This is a genomic window from Streptomyces sp. NPDC025806, from assembly GCF_055558275.1.
Window position 1 is genome coordinate 121,696 of sequence record NZ_JBVHMU010000020.1, and the last position, 17,249, is coordinate 138,944.

General features: G+C 73.7%; 9 protein-coding genes. 5 read left to right on the plus strand and 4 right to left on the minus strand.

All coding sequences use genetic code 11. The features are described from left to right. Positions 1–75: 75 nt before the first annotated feature. Complete coding sequence (locus ACZ4E1_RS34015) at positions 76–1,497, minus strand: MFS transporter (RefSeq protein WP_467546774.1); 1,422 nt, start codon at positions 1,495–1,497, stop codon at positions 76–78. A gap of 661 nt (positions 1,498–2,158) precedes the next feature. On the opposite strand from ACZ4E1_RS34015, the gene ACZ4E1_RS34020 reads away from it, so the two are divergent. Both ACZ4E1_RS34020 and ACZ4E1_RS34025 read left to right on the plus strand, forming a co-directional pair. Beyond that, positions 2,159–4,261 carry an asparagine synthase-related protein gene (locus ACZ4E1_RS34020; RefSeq protein ID WP_467546775.1) on the plus strand — a complete coding sequence of 701 codons (2,103 nt, stop codon included), beginning with the start codon at positions 2,159–2,161 and terminating at the stop codon, positions 4,259–4,261. A 265-nt stretch (positions 4,262–4,526) separates the two neighbouring features. Further along, positions 4,527–7,823, plus strand: a complete 3,297-nt coding sequence (locus ACZ4E1_RS34025; RefSeq protein ID WP_467546776.1) for a BTAD domain-containing putative transcriptional regulator — start codon at positions 4,527–4,529, stop codon at positions 7,821–7,823. Between the two features lie 13 nt (positions 7,824–7,836). On the opposite strand, the gene ACZ4E1_RS34030 is transcribed toward ACZ4E1_RS34025, so the two are convergent. Further along, positions 7,837–9,768 carry a sigma-70 family RNA polymerase sigma factor gene (locus ACZ4E1_RS34030; protein WP_467546778.1) on the minus strand — a complete coding sequence of 644 codons (1,932 nt, stop codon included), beginning with the start codon at positions 9,766–9,768 and terminating at the stop codon, positions 7,837–7,839. Between the two features lie 600 nt (positions 9,769–10,368). Further along, positions 10,369–11,145, minus strand: a complete 777-nt coding sequence (locus ACZ4E1_RS34035) for a TetR/AcrR family transcriptional regulator (RefSeq protein ID WP_467546780.1) — start codon at positions 11,143–11,145, stop codon at positions 10,369–10,371. 364 nt (positions 11,146–11,509) lie between these two features. Between ACZ4E1_RS34035 and ACZ4E1_RS34040 the strand changes: the two genes are divergently transcribed. Further along, positions 11,510–12,961, plus strand: coding sequence for an NAD(P)/FAD-dependent oxidoreductase (locus tag ACZ4E1_RS34040; RefSeq protein WP_467546782.1), 1,452 nt, complete (start codon positions 11,510–11,512; stop codon positions 12,959–12,961). A 192-nt stretch (positions 12,962–13,153) separates the two neighbouring features. Then, entirely contained in the window at positions 13,154–14,791 is a 1,638-nt protein-coding gene (locus ACZ4E1_RS34045) for an ATP-binding SpoIIE family protein phosphatase (RefSeq protein ID WP_467546784.1), read from the plus strand. Between the two features lie 17 nt (positions 14,792–14,808). Here the strand turns inward: ACZ4E1_RS34045 and ACZ4E1_RS34050 are convergent, their stop codons facing one another. Further along, a complete protein-coding gene (locus tag ACZ4E1_RS34050; RefSeq protein WP_467546797.1) occupies positions 14,809–16,086 on the minus strand; it encodes an MFS transporter in 1,278 nt (425 codons plus the stop codon). 130 nt (positions 16,087–16,216) lie between these two features. On the opposite strand from ACZ4E1_RS34050, the gene ACZ4E1_RS34055 reads away from it, so the two are divergent. After that, complete coding sequence (locus tag ACZ4E1_RS34055; protein ID WP_467546786.1) at positions 16,217–16,771, plus strand: MarR family winged helix-turn-helix transcriptional regulator; 555 nt, start codon at positions 16,217–16,219, stop codon at positions 16,769–16,771. The last annotated feature ends 478 nt before the right edge of the window (positions 16,772–17,249 follow it).

The following is a 17,249-nucleotide window of genomic DNA, read 5'->3' on the forward strand; positions in this document are numbered from 1 at the left end:
CCCGACGCCACTGACAACGCGCTGTGTGCGCTGCGCCCGACCCCGGGCGACCGACGGCACGACCCCGGCAGGGGACTACGCCGGCGCCATCAGGAGAGGCCGCGCCCGTTCTCGTAATTCCACCACTCTCGGCTCGTCGCCGTAGGGCTCCAGGCGGTGCAGCAGGTCCCGGACGTACTCGGTGGTGCGGGCCGAGGAGATGCGGCCCGCGACCTCCAGCGCGCGCGTGCCCTGCTCGCACGCCGCGTCCAGGTTCCCCGATTCCAGCTCGGCAACCGCCGACACCACCAGACGCAGCCCGTGCGAGCGCACGAACTCCTCCGTGGGCTTCGAAAGCGCCTGCTCCGTGAACCGGCGCACCTGCCGGGGCGCCTTCAGGTCCCGGTAGCACTCCGCCGCATCCGCCGCGAAACGGTCGTAGGAGTAGAAGCCGAGCCAGGACGGATCGTTGTCCCCGTCGCGGGCCCGCTCCAGCCAGCCCTCCGCCGCCCGCAGCGAGGCTCCGGCCGCGTGCGCGTCACCGGTACGCGCGTGGGCGCGCGCCTCGACGAGCCGGAAGAAACTCATCGTGCGCGCCGTCGCCAGGCTCTTGTTCCGCTCCAGGGCCGCCTGCGCCAGGTCCACGCCCTCGTCCCCGAAGCCCCGGTACGTCGCCTGCAGCGACATGGAGGCGAGCACATAGCCGCCGAGCGGCACGTCCGCCGCGGCCCGCGCGAGCCGCAGTGCCTGGATGTAGTACCGCTGCGCCGCCTCCTGCTGCCCGGTGTCGAAGGCCATCCACCCGGCCAGGCGCGTCAGTTCGGCCGATGCGCCGAACAGGGAGCGGCCCACGTCGTCCGAGTACGAGCCGAGCAGCAGCGGAGCCGCCTCCACCCGCAGACACTCCGGCACCATGGACGAACGCCAGTCCCCGCCCCCGTACTTGGAGTCCCAGCGCCGCGCGTCCTCCGCGGCCTCGCGCAGCTTGCGCACATCACTGTGGCCGACCTTCTGCGGTGCGCCCTCCTCGGCGCTGTGCGCCTCCCGCGCGACCGACGAGTCGGCCGGGGTTATCAGCCAGCGCGAGGCGGGCGTGGCGTACGCGCTGACCGCGAAGGAGCCCGCGAGGGACTGCCAGATCCCGCCACCGCCCGCCCGGCGGCCGGCGAGGTCGAGCCGGTACAGCTCCGTCGCCGACTTCACCGCCGCCCGCACGTCCCGCGGGAAGGCGAGGCCGACCTCGGGCGCGGGGTCCGCGTCCGCGAGGCCGATCTCGTGCAACGGCACAGGCCGGCCCAGCTTCTGGCCGATCGCGGCGGCGATCAGGTGCGGGGCGGCGCCCTGCGGCACCATGCCCTTCGACACCCACCGGGCCACCGACGTCTTGTCGTAGCGCAGCGTCAGTCCGCGCTGCGACCCCAGGTCGTTGACCCGGCGCGCCAGTCCCGCGTTGCTGATTCCCGCGAGGGCGAGAACGGCGCCGAGCTTCTCGTTCGGCCCGCGTAGCTCCCTGGACATGCGTCACCCCTCGACACAGACGGCTGCCGCGCCTGGCGGCTACGCCGAGAAGACGGCCCGACTCGGCCTGGCATAACCGCGCGGCATTCGTACACCCAGCGTAGTTCGCCGGATCCCAAGCGTTAAGGGCGGCGGTTCCAGATGGCGGGATTGTTGTCCGTACTGAAGTGCGGCGCAGGCCACGCCGTGTGACCGTGTGCTCCACCCGTGGTGCCGTGCGCCTGCGCGTGCGCTCTTGGCCGGCCCTGGGGAGAGGGCTTCCATGGGACCTGCGTGGGTCGGCCCGCCGTACTGGATCCAGCGGGCTGGGGGACACCGCCGCCTTCATCCCCGCGGGTGGCGGAACGGTCCGGGAGGCCGACCGAGCCTCCCGGACTGCGCGTTGCGCGCTGTGGCCGAAGCGGGTCGGCCGGCTCCGGCCATCCCGCGCCGATTTGGCCGAATCTCGCCGCTGTTGTTCCGTTGTCGTCCCACGCTGCGTGGGTAGCGCCGCGGGTCCGTCGCGCTTCAACCATCGCTCAAAACGGGCGCATCGGGGCGGTATCGGGGGCGCACGAGGGGGAGCGCGCCCCAGTTTCGCGTGCCCACTTGCATCCTCCCCGACGCCGGCTTCGTGGCAGCATGGGTCCCCCTTGGATGTCCACAGCTTGTGGAGGCGGCGATGCGGTGGTTGGTGGGGTGGAGCAGTACCGCCGCCGGGCCTGTCACCCCCGGCTCCGCCGGAGCGACCGGTACGGACGGCGAGACGGTCCACCCGGTCGGGTCCCAACTCCTGTGGGGAGACCCGGATCCGCTGTGGGCGGTCGGTGACTGGCGCCCAGACGAAGTGCGCATGGTGAAGGTCGACGACCAGACCCGCATCGCCGTCCTCGGCGTGTGCGGCGCCTCCGACGAGCAGCTGCGCGTCGGCCTGTTCGCCGCCCGCGGCGGCGCCCTGCGCCACCTGACCGCCTGGCCCGGCAGCTACACGGCCGTCGTCCAGGCCGGCCGCCGCGTCACCGTCCTCGGCGACCTCGCGGGCGCCCGGCCCGTCTTCCACACCCCCTGGGCCGGCGGCACCGCGTACGCCACCGCCGCCCTCCCGCTCGCCGACCTCATCGAGGCCAACCTCGACGTCGGACATCTCGCCGCGCTGCTCGCGGCCCCGGACGTCCCTGAGGCCCTGCACGACTCGACGCCCTACGAAGGCGTCCACCGCATCCCGCCCGGCCACGCGCTCGTGCTGCGCGCCGGCTCCCGCGAGATCGCCGGCTACGAGCCCGTCGCGTCCCTCGCCGTCGCCGCCACCCCCACCGACCCCGCCGACGCCGTGGACGGCGTACGGGACGCCCTCGTGGACGCCGTACGCACCCGGCTCGCCGCCCCCCGGCACGTGCCCGGCACCGACCTCGACCCCGGGCCCGTGCCCGGCATGGGGCCCGCCGAGCGGCGCGCCGCCCGCGGCATGCCCGTGCCCGGCATCGGCGCGGACCTCTCGGGCGGGCCCGCCTCCGGCACGCTGGCGCTGCTCGCGGCGGGGCTGCCCGGGCTGCCCGGCACCGTCCTCGGGCACGGCACGGGCGCCGGCGAGCGGCTCCTCGCGGTGACCTTCAACGACCTGTCGGCCGCGCCGACCCACCACGAGGCCGAGCGGGAGCGCGCGGGGGCGCTGGCCGCGAATCCGCGCCTGCACCACGTCGTCGTGGCCGGCGGCGAAGAGACGCTCCCCTACGCGGAGTTGGACGGCCCGCTCACGGACGAGCCGAGCCCCGTGCTCGTCTCCGCCGCCCGGCACCGCGCGCGGCTCGCCTCCGGGAGCGCCGACCACTTCACGGGGTACGGCGCACGCCAGGTGCTCGACGCGCATCCGGCGCGCCTCACCGACCTCCTGATGGACCGTCGGCGCCGCCACATGCTGCGGCCCGTCGCCGCGCTCACGAAGGCGGACGGTTCGTTCACCGTGCCCGCGCGCGTGTACGGCGCCGCGCGCAAGCTCGCCCGCACGCCCTACCGGGCCGGGCTGGACGGCCTGGCCGAGCTGCTGCGGCAGCGGCGCTTCGACGATCCGGGCGGGTCCGCGGGGGCGGTCGGGGCCTCGCTCGCCGCGCTCACCTGGGCCAGACCCGGGCCCGCCGCCCGTTGGCTGACCGGCGAGGCCCTTGCTGAAGTATCGGTTCGCCTACAGGCCGGGGCGACGCGGCCGGGACCCGGGCCCGGGCAGCGTCCCGGCGAGTTCCGGGCCCGCGCGGCGCTGGCCCGGCACGCCGCGGACCTGCGCATCCTCGAACAGGCCGCCGAGGTCCGCTTCCAGCGGCTGCACGCGCCGTTCCTCGACAACCAGGTGGTCCGCGCGTGCCGCGCCCTGCCGGAAGCGCTCCGCGTCCAGCCGGGGGCCCGCGCGGACATTCTCCGTACGGTCCTGGAGGGCGCCGGCGTCACGGACCTCCCGCCGGGCTGGGGCGCGCCCTCCCACGCCTCCTCGGCCGCCGCCGCCCGCACCGGGCTGCGGGCCTCGGCGGACACGCTGATCGGCCTCTTCGACACCCCGCTGCTCGCGCAGACCGGGCTCGTCGAGGCCCGGGTCGTCCGCAAGGCGCTCCGCGCGGCGGCCGACGGGGAGCCGCTGCCCGTCGACGGGCTCGCCGAGCTGGTCTCGCTGGAGCTGTGGCTACGGAGGCTGCTGGCGCGGCGTGGCACGTGCTGGACGGGCACCCCCGCCCGAGCCCGAGCGGTCCCCTCCGGCACGGTCACCCCGGCCCGAGCCTTGGGCTCGGGGTTGTCCTGACGGGACTCCTTCGACCAGCACTCCAGTCCTGGGTGCGCATACGGTCGACCCAGCCTTGGGCAGTCTGCCGCCTGGGGCGATGGGGGTACCCCCTGCTCGAGCGAAGCCGAGAGCTTGGGGGAGGGTGGGCAACGCGGCACCCAGGTGCCGGGTGCGCGATTCAGAGGACCGTAGTGAAACCCCGCGCCCCGGCAGGGCACACCGTGGACCCGCCCAGCCCCGTAAACCCCGCGCCCCGCACACCCGGAGCGGCGACAATGCCCGGGTGCAGTACAGAATCCTGGGCGCCACACAGGCGATCGACGACGCGAACGGCGACACACCCGTACCCCTGGCCGGCCCCCGCCTCCGCGCCCTCCTCACCTCCCTGGCCCTGCACGCCCCCCACCCCGCGCCCGTCCACACCCTTATCGACGACGTCTGGCCCGACACCGACACCCCGCCGGCCGACGCCCCCGCCGCCCTCCAGGCTCTCGTCGCCCGTCTCCGCCGAGCCCTCGGCAAGGACGCCGTCACCTCGGAGGCCGGCGGTTACCGCCTGGCCGCCGCCCGCGACGACATCGACGCCCACGTGTTCGCGCGCCTCACCCGGGACGGCACCCGCGCCCTCGCCGAGAACGCCCCGGACACCGCGGCCCGCACCCTGCGCGACGCCCTGGCCCTGTGGCACGGCCCGGCCCTGACCGACCTCCCGCACCTCGACGGCGCCATCCGCCCCGAGGCCCGCCGCCTGGAGGCCCAGCGCCTGGAGGCGACCCGCGCCCGGGCCGAGGCCGACCTGCTGCTGGGCCGCGCCCCCGACCTCGTACCGGAGCTACGGGAACTGACCACGGCTCACCCGTACGACGAGCCGCTGCACGCCCTGCTGATCCGGGCCCTGCGCGCCGCGGGCCGGGGCGCCGACGCCCTCGCCGCGTACGAACAGGCCCGCCGCACCCTCGCCGACGGCCTGGGCACGGACCCGGGGCCGGACCTCCGGCGCATCCACGCCGAACTCCTCTCGGCGGCCCCCGCCGAACGAGCCGAACGAGCCGAGCGAGCCGAAGCGGCCGGGCCGCCGGTGGAGCCGCCCGCCGCGCGGACCCCCGTCCGGAACGGCAACCTCCGCCCCCGGCTGAACAGTTTCGTGGGGCGGGAACCCGAACTGGACGCCATCCGTTCTGACTTGCGAGGTGCACGCCTGGTCACGCTCACGGGTCCGGGCGGCTCCGGCAAGACCCGCCTGGCGGAAGAGGCAGCGACGTCCTTCTCCCCGGCCTGGCTGGTCGAGCTGGCGCCGCTGGACGATCCGAGGGCGGTCCCCGGCGCGGTCGTCAGCGCTCTGGGCCTTCGCGAGACGGTTCTGATGACGAGCGAGATGTCGACCGTGCCGCAGGACGACCCGACGCGGCTCCTCATCGAGCACTGCGCCCAGCGCGGCCTGCTCCTGATCCTTGACAACTGCGAGCATGTGATCGACGCGGCGGCCCAGCTCGCCGAGACCCTGCTCACGCACTGCCCGTCCCTGACGATCCTCGCCACCAGCCGCGAACCCCTCGGAGTCCCGGGGGAGTCCGTCCGCCCCGTCGAGCCGTTGCCGCCGGACCCCGCCTCCCGCCTGTTCGCCGAACGGGCCGCCGCGGTCCGCCCCGGTTTCGACCCCGCCCAGGATCGGGAGGCAGTGGCGGAGATCTGCCGGCGCCTCGACGGCCTGCCGCTGGCCATCGAGCTGGCGGCGGCCCGGCTCCGGCTGCTCACCCCGCGCCAGATCGCCGACCGCCTCGACGACCGCTTCCGCCTCCTGACCGGCGGCAGCCGCACCGTGCTGCCCCGCCAGCAGACCCTGCGCGCGGTCGTCGACTGGTCCTGGGACCTGCTGGACGAGCAGGAGCGCAGGGTGCTGTGCGAGCTGTCGGTGTTCGCCGGCGGCTGGGACCTGGAGGCCGCCGAGTCGGTGTGCGCGGCCCCGCCCGCCACGACGGCGGACGCCCTGGGCTCCCTCCTCGACAAATCCCTGCTCATCGCCACCTCACAGCCGGGCGTCGCGGCCGGGATGCGCTACCGGACGCTGGAGACGATCCACGAGTACGCCACGGAGCGCGCCGCCGAGTTCCCGGGCCTGCGCCCTGACGCCGAGCACCGGCACACCGCGTGGGTGCGCGCGCTGCTCGAAGTGGCCGACCCCAAGATCCGTTCGGGGGAGCAACTGCCGTGGATCCAGCGCCTGGAGACGGAGCTGGACAACATCAGGGCGGCTCTGGCCCGCGCGACCCAGCCGGCCTCTTCGTCCGGTGCCGCCTCGTCGGACGCGCCGGACGAGGAGACGGCGATCGCGCTGACGTTGCTGATGGGCTGGTTCTGGTGGCTGCGCAACTACCGTACGGAGGCGGTCGCCTGGCTGGAGCGCGTCATCGCGCTGCTGCCCGGCCGCGACGCCCCGGACGACCCGGAGCACCCGCTGTACTGGCCGCGGATGAACCTGCGGCTGCTGGACCTGTTCCTCCTCGCGGACACCAAGCCGCAGGAGACGGTGCGCGACGACGCCGACCGGGAGTACATCGCGCGCGTGCAGGCCGCGTTCGAGCCGCCCAACCCGCGCGGCGCCCGTTTCCCGGGGATCATCTGGCCGTTCTCGCTGTTCTTCCTGGACGAGGAGCGCCGGGACGTACGGGCGAGCCTGGACGCGGCGCTGGCCAACTGCCGTCGGTACGGCGGTGACTGGGAGATCGGCGTGACGCTGATGTTCCGGACCCATGTGGCGGTCGACATGCCGGGCAACATGCGGGGTGTGGACGGCGACCTGGCCGAGCTGCGGGACATCAGCCGCAGGGTGGGCGACCGCTGGATGCGCGCCCAGGTGAGCAGCGCGGCCGGCGAGGCGGCGATGGCGCGGGGCCTCCTGGAGGAGGCACAGGCCGAGTACGAGGAGTCGCTGCGGCTGGCCTACGAGGTCGGCGCGTACGCGGAGGCACCGTTCCTGCTGGCCCGGCTCGCGGAGCTCTCCTACCGGTCCGGTGACAAGAAGGCGGCCTGGCGGACGCTCGACGTGGCGCACGCCGAGGCGTCCCAGGTCGGGGTGACGGACACGACGGCGTTCGTGCGGCTGCTGCGGGGCCAGCTGCTCCTGGCGGACGGTGAGGTGGCCGCCGCGCGCGAGCAGTGCGACGAGGCCCGGGCCCTGGCGGAGGCCGGCACGCCGCCGCCACAGTTCGTCGCCGTCCTGGGTGCCCTCGACGCCCGGGTCACGGCGGCCGAGTCAGGACCGGAGGCGGCCCTGGCGCTCCTCGTGTCGGTGCTGCGGGACGCGGTGATGGAGCAGTGCGCGGAGGCGGTCACGGGCGGCCTCATCGACGTCGGGGCCGAACTCAAGGCGCGCGCGGGCGACCTGGAGAGTGCGGTGCGCCTGTTCGCCGCGTCCGGCGCCCTGCGGGGCGACCTGGCACGCCCGTATCCGGAGCGCAAGGCGTACGAGGACGTCGAGTCCCGGGCGCGCGACGAGCTGGGCGACGCGCGCCACGAGACGCTGCGCGCGCAGGGCCGGTCCCTCACCCCGGACCGGATCCTCGCCGAGCTCGCGCCCTAGGGCGTGTGTCGCCCTAGGAGCAGGTGAAGCGGGAGTTCGCCCAGTCCGCGATCGCCGCGGCGCCGAAGGGGGCGTGCGGTTCGACCACGAGGCGGATCGTCTTGGCCCCGGACAGTCCGACGTGCACGGGCACCGCCGGCTGGTCGCCCCGGACGACCGGCGACTGCCAGGCCCGCGCCCCGTCGACGTAGACGGAGAAGCGGACCGCGCCCATGCCGAGCGACATGTCGTCGACGCCGACGACGGCGTCGTACGCGCTGCAGGTGCGGTTGAGGTCGATGGTGACCGAGGAGGTCGACGCCACCGAGACGCCGTGCGCGTACTGCTGCCCCGCGATCGACAGGCCGGTGCGCTGCCAGACCGGGGTGCTGCCGAACCGCATCTCGGGCCCGGTGCCGTCGCCGAGGCCGCCGTACGAGAGCTGGTTCCACTGGTAGACGGCCGGGGGCGCCGGGGGAGGCGTCGGCTTCGGGGTCGGAGTCGGCGTCGGCTTCGGCGTGGGGGTGGGCGTCGGCTTCGGGGTGGGAGTGGGTGTGGGCGTCGGCGTCGGCGTGGGGGTCGGCTTCGGCTTCTCGGACGGCGGCGGAGTCGGTGCCGGCTTCGGCGCGGCGGCGGGCGGCTGCGGCGGCTGCGGCTTGGGGGTCTGCTTCGGCTTCTGCGGCACGATCGGCTGCGAGACCGGCGGCTTCTCCTGGCGGGCCTCCGGCTCGGGCTTCTTCACGTCGCCGCCGGTGAGCGCCATGGCGACGGCCACGGCGATGCCGGTCGCCACGACACCGGCCGCGATACCCGCCTTCGCCGGGGCGCCGAGCCCCTCGGACGCGGCACCACCGGCCGCGCCGCCCGAGGTCCCGCCCGTCGCGGCGGCCGCACCACCGGCGCCCGCCGCACCCAGGGCGCCGCCGCCGATGAGCGCGGCGACCTTCGCGTACCCGGCGGCACCGAACCAACCGATGACGGCGATCGGCACGACCCCCGGGATACCGCCGGCGACTTCCTTGATCTGGCCGGCGGCCAGCCGGCACTTGGCGCACTCCTCCAGGTGCTTGCGCAGCCCACGCTCGGCGCGTGTGCGCAGACTGCCGCGCGCGTAGGCGCCGAGCCGGTCCGCGTAGCGGGAGCACTCCTCGGACTGGATGAGGGTGGCCGAGACGTGGGCCTGGAGGTAGGCCTCCTTGAGGCCCTCGCGGGCGCGCTTGGCGAGCACCCGCGTGCCGTTGGCGTCGAGGCCGAAGAGGGTGGCGACGTCGCTGGGCGACTCGTCCTCCACCTCGGTGTGCCACAGGACGGCCTGCCAGCGCTCGGGCAGCGAGCGGAAGGCCTGCATGGCCATCGACTGCTCGGCCTCGTGCATCGCGCGGACGTCGGCGCCGAGCTCGAGCGTGTCGTCGTCGGAGACCTCGCTGGAGCGGGCGGCCTGCTGGGCGAACACGGCGAAGTCGTCGACCAGTTGCTCCCGCTTCGCGGACTTCGTCCAGCCCGCGGCGACCCGGCGCACCGTGGTCAGGAGGTACGCGCGCACCGCGTGCTCGGGCCCGCTGCCGCCGCGCACGGCCTGGAGCATGCGGGCGAACACCTCGGCGGTGAGGTCGTCGGCGGTGTGTCCGTCGCGGCAGCAGGTGCGGGCGTAGCGGCGCACGGCGGCCGCGTGGCGGCGGTACAGCTGCTCGTAGGCGCCGTCGTCGCCCGCGCGCATCTGTCCGATCAGGTCGGCGTCGGACGGCGGCAGGTCGGCCCCGCCGGCACCCGGTACGCCCGCGACGTCAGGGCCGAGGCTCTCGCGCTGCGCGGGTACGGACACCTCGGGATCGGCCGGCGCCGGCGGCTGGACCCGGCCGGGTCCGCCCTGGCTCGGCACCTGTTGTGCGGCATCGCTGGGGGAGCGGCCCTCGCCGCTCGTTCCCTGCCCGTCGGGCTGCTGCTCGTCCCGCCCGTCAACGCTCATCGCGGAAGCCCCCGACCGCCCACTCTGACCCGAACCACCGGGAAAGAGTGCCACACGGGTGCCCCACCGCGCCGGTCGCTGCCCGTCAACCACTCATCCGTGGAGTTTTCCAGCCACGGTGCACTAGTGTTCGGCGATTGGGGTAAGACTCAACGGCCGTACACGGACCGGCAGTTGACCGAGAACGGCGCACACGCACCGCCCACGGACAAAGATACCGACCCATCGTGTTCAGGCCGTCACAGATGGTTCCTACGCAGGGCTGCGCCCGCGCGGGCCGTACGAAGTCGACCGACCGCACGCCGTCGCCCGGAGGCGCCCAGCCCCAGAGGGCACTCACACGCGCCCGACCCCACAGGCGTGCTCACACCTGCCCAGCCGCTCACCCGCAGCCGACCGCGGGCCCGGCAGTACCTGCCCGATCACAGGCGGCCGACCGTTCGGGACTGATCAGTGGTGGCCGATCACGCAGGGGCGATCGCAGGCGCACGACCGCACCTACCCGACCGCCCCACACAACCGCCCAGGGCCCGACCGGCGACCCCCGACCAGCCACGCCGACCGCGACCCCGGACCGAGCCCCCCGACCGCAACGCCCGCTCACGCGGGACGCGAGCGGAGGCCCTCCAGGAGGATGTCGAGCAGTCGGGACGACGCGGCGGCCTGCTGCGCGGCGTCCGGCAGCGAGGGCGCCGCCGTGGCGATCACGAGGAGCACGTCCGCCACGGTCACATCGGTGCGCAGCTCACCCGCCTCCCGCGCCCGGTCCACGAGCCGGCCCACGACGTCGAGCAGCGCCGCCGCCCCCGCGTCGTCCGCGGGCAGCACCTCGGCCGGCGCCGAACGCCGGTCCACGACCCGCAGCTCGGCCCCCTCGACCGCGGCCCGCTGCTGCGGCACCCGCGCCTCGTCGTGTGCCCCGGCCGCCCCCGACCGCTCGTCGGCCACGCCCACGCGCAGCACCTGCGGCGGCAGCAGCCGGCCCGCGCCCGAGGCGACCGAGGTCCGCAGGAAGCGCGACAGCGCCGACCACGGCTCGTCCTCCTGGCCGAGGGCGGTACGCGCCTGGTCGGTCAACCGGGCCGTCTCCTCCTCGGCGATGCGCCGCACCAGCACGTCCTTGCTGGGAAAGCGCCGGTAGACCGTGCCCACACCGACGCGCGCGCGGCGCGCCACGTCCTCCATGGGCGCCCCGTACCCCAGCTCGCCGAAGACCTCCCGGGCCGCGCGCAGCACGTGCTCCAGGTTGCGCTGTGCGTCCACCCGCAGCGGAGTGGAGCGGGAACTGTCGCTCGCTCCCCGCCCGTTGGCCCCGCCAGGGACACTGGTGGGCGTCGCGGTGGACGCCGAGGCCCAATGAGAATCCTGAATGTGCATATGTGTTCCCCCGGTAATGACGTCTCCCCCCGGAGACACTCCCCGTCATTTGTCAGCCGGAGCGTGAGGAACCGACAGAGAAGTCCGGCAGCCGACCCGCGGCGCCGTCAGTGCGTCCCCCGACACCCCGACAGCACACGAACATAGTTGACCGGGAGTCAATTCAGAAGGGGCAGGTTCCGCACGGAGCGCCCCCCGAACGGAGTACGCGGGGATTCCACCCCGAATGCACCCCCGGCACCTCCCACCCCCTCACCCGCTGACCTGCACACCTCCCGAGAACCCCACCACCCGGCGCAACCGGTACGGCGCACTCCGTTCCGTCACACAAATGGTCGGGGCTGTGGACAAACGCAGGAGCCCGATGCGTCATGGGAGGGTGAGGGCAGCAAACGACCGGGGGACGACCCCCACAGCGCGCATTCTCGTCGTCGGCGGCGGATACGTCGGGATGTACACGGCCCTGCGCCTTCAGAAGAAGCTCAAACGGGAGCTTCGGAACGGGGACGCGGAGATCGTCGTGATCACCCCCGACCCGTACATGACGTACCAGCCGTTCCTCCCCGAGGCCGCCGCCGGATCCATCTCGCCGCGCCACGTCGTCGCCCCGCTGCGCCGCGTCCTGCCGCACTGCCAGGTGATCGTCGGCGAGGTCGAGTCCATCGACCACGCCAAGCGCACCGCCCGCTACACGACCCTCGCCAGCTCCGACGAGGGCATGGGCCCCGCCTCGATCGCCTACGACGAACTGGTCCTCGCCCCCGGCTCGATCTCCCGCACCCTGCCCGTGCCGGGACTCGCCGACCACGGCATCGGCTTCAAGACCGTCGAGGAAGCCGTCGGCCTGCGCAACCACGTCATCGAGCAGCTCGACATCGCCTCCTCCACCCGCGACCCCGCGATCCGCGACGCCGCCCTCACCTTCGTCTTCGTCGGCGGTGGCTACGCGGGCGTCGAGGCCCTCGGCGAGCTGGAGGACATGGCCCGGTTCGCCGCGAAGCACTACCACAACGTCAGACCCGAGGACCTCAAATGGATCCTCGTCGAGGCCAGCGACCGGATCCTGCCCGAAGTGGGCCCCGAGATGGGCCGCTACACGATCCGCGAACTGCGCGGCCGCAACATCGACGTACGCCTCGAGACCCGCCTCGAATCCTGCGAGAACCGCGTCGCCGTCCTCAGCGACGGCTCCCGCTTCCCCACCCGCACCGTCGTGTGGACCGCCGGCGTCAAACCCAGCCCGCTGCTCGCCGCCACCGACCTGCCCCGCGACGAACGCGGTCGCCTCACCTGCACCGCCGCCCTCGCCGTCGACGGCGCCCCGCACGCCTGGGCCGCCGGCGACGCCGCAGCCGTCCCCGACACCACCGCCGACGAGCCCGGCCGCACCTGCGCGCCCAACGCCCAGCACGCCGTCCGCCAGGCCAGGACCCTCGGCGACAACATCGCCGCATCCCTGCGCGGCGAACCCCTCACCGACTACGCCCACGCGTACGTCGGATCCGTCGCCTCCCTCGGCCTCCACAAAGGCGTCGCACACGTCTACGGACGCAAGCTGAAGGGCTACCCTGCCTGGTTCATGCACCGCGTCTACCACCTCAGCCGGGTGCCGACCGTCAACCGAAAGGCCCGTGTTCTGACCGAATGGACGCTCTCCGGCCTGTTCAAACGGGAGATCGTCTCGCTGGGCTCCCTGGAACGGCCGCGCGCCGAGTTCGAACTCGCGGCCGGTGGTGTCCCTCCTGCGGACCCTTCTGCCGACCCGCCGAACGGACCCGCCGACGATCCCTCCCCGGACCCGAAAGGGTCGTCCTGACCGCACCGTTGACGCCCGTCCCACGGCCCGACGGCGGCCCCACACCCGGGCCCGTACACGGCCCCACGTACGGAACGCGGAACTACCGCAGGCGGTCCGGCCTCTGACGTTTGTCAGTACGGTCGGCCAGACTGGTCCCCGACCATGGGCGGGCGCATCGCCCGACCACGACCCCACGAGGCTTTCCCCACCGTGAACTTCACCCGCTGGAGCGCCCGGCTCCCCGGAACGCAGCGCCGCGCGGCAGCGCGAGCCGACCACGGAGCACCCCAGCGAGGCGAGGGCGCCGTCCCCGCGGCCCGTGCCGAGCGCAGGCCCGACGAGAGCCCCGACGGCGGCCTCGACACCCTCCCCGTCCGCGACGTCCTCGACCGCATCCCCGGCCTCGTCGCCCTCGTCCAGGGCCCCGAGCACCGCGTCGCCTACCTCAACGACGCCTACGTCGCCGCCTTCGGCGCACGCCCCGCCGGCGAGCCCGCCCGCACCGCGCTCCCCGAACTCGACGAACTGAGCCTGCTGCCCCTCCTCGACCAGGTGCTGCGCAGCTCCAAGCCCCGCACGGTCAAGTCCCGCAAGACCTCGGGCGGCCGGTCGTACACCGTCACCTGCACCCCGCTGGAGACCGACGCCGGCCCCGGAGTCCTGATCTTCGCCGCCGACGTCACCGACCACGCCGAGGCCGCCGAGCGGCTGCGCACCAGCGAGCGCCGCCAGCGCGAGACCGCCGTCACCCTCCAGCGCTCCCTGCTCCCGCAGGAACTGGAGGAGCCCGACGACCTGCGCATCGCCGCCACCTACCAGCCCGGCGGCACCGAGGCCGCGGTCGGCGGCGACTGGTACGACGTCATCACCCTCGGCGGCGGCCGTACCGCCCTCGTCATCGGCGACGTCATGGGACGCGGCGTCCGCGCCGCCGCGGTCATGGGCCAGCTGCGCACCGCAGTCCGGGCCTACGCGCGCCTCGACCTGCCCCCGCACGAGGTGCTCCAGCTCCTCGACGGCCTGGCCATCGAGATCGACCCGCACCAGATCGCCACCTGCGTCTACGCGGTCCACGACCCCAACGAGGGCCGCCTCGTCTACGCGTCCGCGGGCCACCTGCCGATCCTCGTCCGCGACGAGACCGGCACCATCCACCGCGCCGAGGAACCCACCGGGCCACCCCTCGGCACCGGCGGCTGGCTGCACGCCTCGGGCTCGGTCCCGCTCGGCCCCGGCTCCACCGCCGTCCTCTACACGGACGGACTGGTCGAGCGCAGGGACGAGGACATCGACGAGGGCGTCGCCGCCCTGGAGCGCGCGCTGGCCGGCGCCACCGGCACCCCGCAGGTCGTCTGCGACCGGCTGATGCGCGCCCTCGGCGTCAGCGCCGACCACGACGACGACGTCGCCGTCCTGGTCCTCCAGCACCCGGCCCGCAAGGGCACCGACGGCGAACTCTTCCGCAACGCCGCACTCGAACTGCTCGGCGGCGTCGAGGCGGCCCCCCGCGCCCGCGCCTTCGCCTCCGGCGTCCTCACCAGCTGGCGCTTCCCGACGGACCTGCACGACCTGGGCGTCCTCGCGGCCAGCGAACTCGTCGCGAACTCGCTCCAGCACGGCACCCCGCCCATGCGCCTGCGCCTGCGCCGCACGGACCGCCGCCTGATCATCGAGGTGACCGACGGCGACGATCATCTGCCCCGGCGCCGCCGCGCGGAGCCGGGCGACGAGACGGGCCGCGGCATCGCGATCGTCGCGACCATCGCCTCGAACTGGGGATCACGCCGCACACCGGGCGGCGGCAAAGCCGTCTGGTGCGAGTTCGTCCTCCCCGACAGCACCCCCTAGGGCCTGTCCCGGCCGCTTCAGCCGGCCGACACCGTGGTCGCCGGCTCGGGCGCGCCCTTCATGACGACCCGGCTGCCGGCCAGCGACGGCTGGTCCTGCACCGGCGTCAGCCGCTTCCCGAGCCGCAGCCCGAGCACGGTGATGCCCAGCGAGAACAGCATGAACGTCACGATGTACGGACCGTGCAGCGCGGCGCCCATGGGCCCGCCCACGGCAGGCCCGACGGCCAGCGCGAGCTGCTTGACCAGCGCGAACGCCGAGTTGTACGAGCCGACCATGCCGTCCGGGGCCAGATCGGCGACGAGCGGCGCCACGGTCGGCGACAGCATCGCCTCACCGAGCCCGAACAGCGCGTACGTCGAGATGAACGCGGCAGTGGCCATGGCCTGGCTGCCGTGCCCGAGCCCCGCGTATCCGGCGGCCGCCCACGCGACGGCCCAGATGATGCCCACAGCGGCGATCACGCGCGAGCGCTTGCGACGCTCCACGAACTTCAGAACGGCGAACTGGGCGACCACGATCATCGCCGTGTTCGCCGCCAGGGCGATGCCCAGGGTGGACGGGGAGATCCCCGCGGCCTCGACACCGTAGGCGCTCAGCCCGGACTCGAACTGGCCGTAGCAGGCGAAGAACAGCACGAAGCCCAGTACGCACAGCTGGACCATCGCCCGGTGCCCGAGCAGCGTGCGCAGCCCGCCCTTGGAGTCGCCCTTGGGCGCGGCCTCGCCGAGGTGCTGCCCCTGCGGCATCCGCACGGTCAGCACGATGCCCGCGAGGACCAGGAACATGACGGCCTCGATGCCGAAGAGCAGCAGGAAGCTGTCCGGCCGGTTCACGTCGACGATCTGGCCGCCGATCAGGCCACCGATGCCGAGCCCCAGGTTCTGCAGGAAGAACTGCATGGCGAAGGACCGCGTGCGGGTCTCCGGGGAGGAGCACCAGACGATCATCGTGGCGAGCGCGGGCTGCAGCACGGCCGTGCCCGCGCCGAGCACGGCGGCAGCCGCGATGGCCGCCGGCTCACTGACGGCGAGCCCGAGCCCGATGGCCCCGACCGCCGCCACACCCGACGCCACGAGCAGGACGGGCATGGGGCCGCGCCGGTCGATGGCGCGGCCGGTGAACGGCAGGACGACGAGGGCGGCCATCGCGAACGCGGCCAGCACGATGCCCGCCGCACCGGCCCCCAGCTCCCGGACCTCTGCCACATAGACATAGAGGAACGGAACCGTGAAGCCCACGCCGAACGAACTCAGCGCGCTACCCACCTGCACACGCCGCATCGCGGCGCCCATCGCCCTGGTCACTTTCACCTGCCTCTTTCGTGAAGCCTTCACCCTGAAGACTTCGAACCTAAAGTTAGAAGCTAAACAGTACACCTCCAAGGACTTCAACGCCAACTGGCCCCGTGCCATACTTCGCGGCATGGCGGACAACCCCGACGGACCGACAGCGGAGCCGACCCTCGACGAGCAGATCGCCGCGTACCAGCGCGAGTTCCAGGACCTCGACCCCCAGGTCGAGCAGATCGTCTCGGCGCTCGGCAGGCTCAACCGGCGCATGAACGTGGCGTACGGCCGGCAGACCGCGGAGATCGGCATCAGCAATGCCGAGTGGGAGGTCCTCAAGGCCCTCGTCCTGTCCGGCGCCCCGTACCGGATGGGCCCCGGCGAGCTCGCCAAGCGGCTGGGCCTCACGCCCGCCGCGATGACCCACCGCATCGACCGGATGGTCCAGGAGGGCCTGGTCACCCGGGACCGCGACGAGAGCAACCGCGTGCGCGTCATCGTCGAGCTCACCGCCGAAGGCCGCGAGAAGTGGCTGGCGGCCATGCGCCTCGCCACGGTCTTCGAGGAGGACCTCCTCCAGGACCTCACCTCCGTGGAGCGCGGCCTCCTCGGAGAGGTCCTCACCCGCCTGCTCCGACGCGTCGAGCACGCCCAGCCGGACGCCGGCGGCCGGCTCAGCGACCTGGACTGAGACCCGCACGGAACCCGCCAGGCTGTTCACCGGGTGGGGGTTGACACGACCCTCCCCGCTCCGTAAAGTTCTTCGGGTTGCCGCGGGGCCGTAACGGTTCTGCGACAGCAACTTCCGCCGCGAACGCGGCACCCACACACCAGCACGATCTCCCAACGGGAATGATTTCGGCATGTCCGAATTCCATTCGAAATTGGGTTGCGCAGGACCTGATCGACTCGATTAGGAACTGCCGCGAGGATCCGCTAATGTTTGGGACGTCGGAACGGCCCAACGGCCAGGAAGACAAACCCGGTTGACTGGGAATCAGGCCCGAAAGGATCTGATAGAGTCAACACCGCAGGAAGGCCGAAAGGCCGGAAAGCGAAAAGCAAGACCAGCAGGACCCCGAGGAAATCGGCCGGTGAAACGGTCTGATAGAGTCGGAAACGCAAGACCGAAGGGAAGCGCCCGGAGGAAAGCCCGAGAGGGTGAGTAC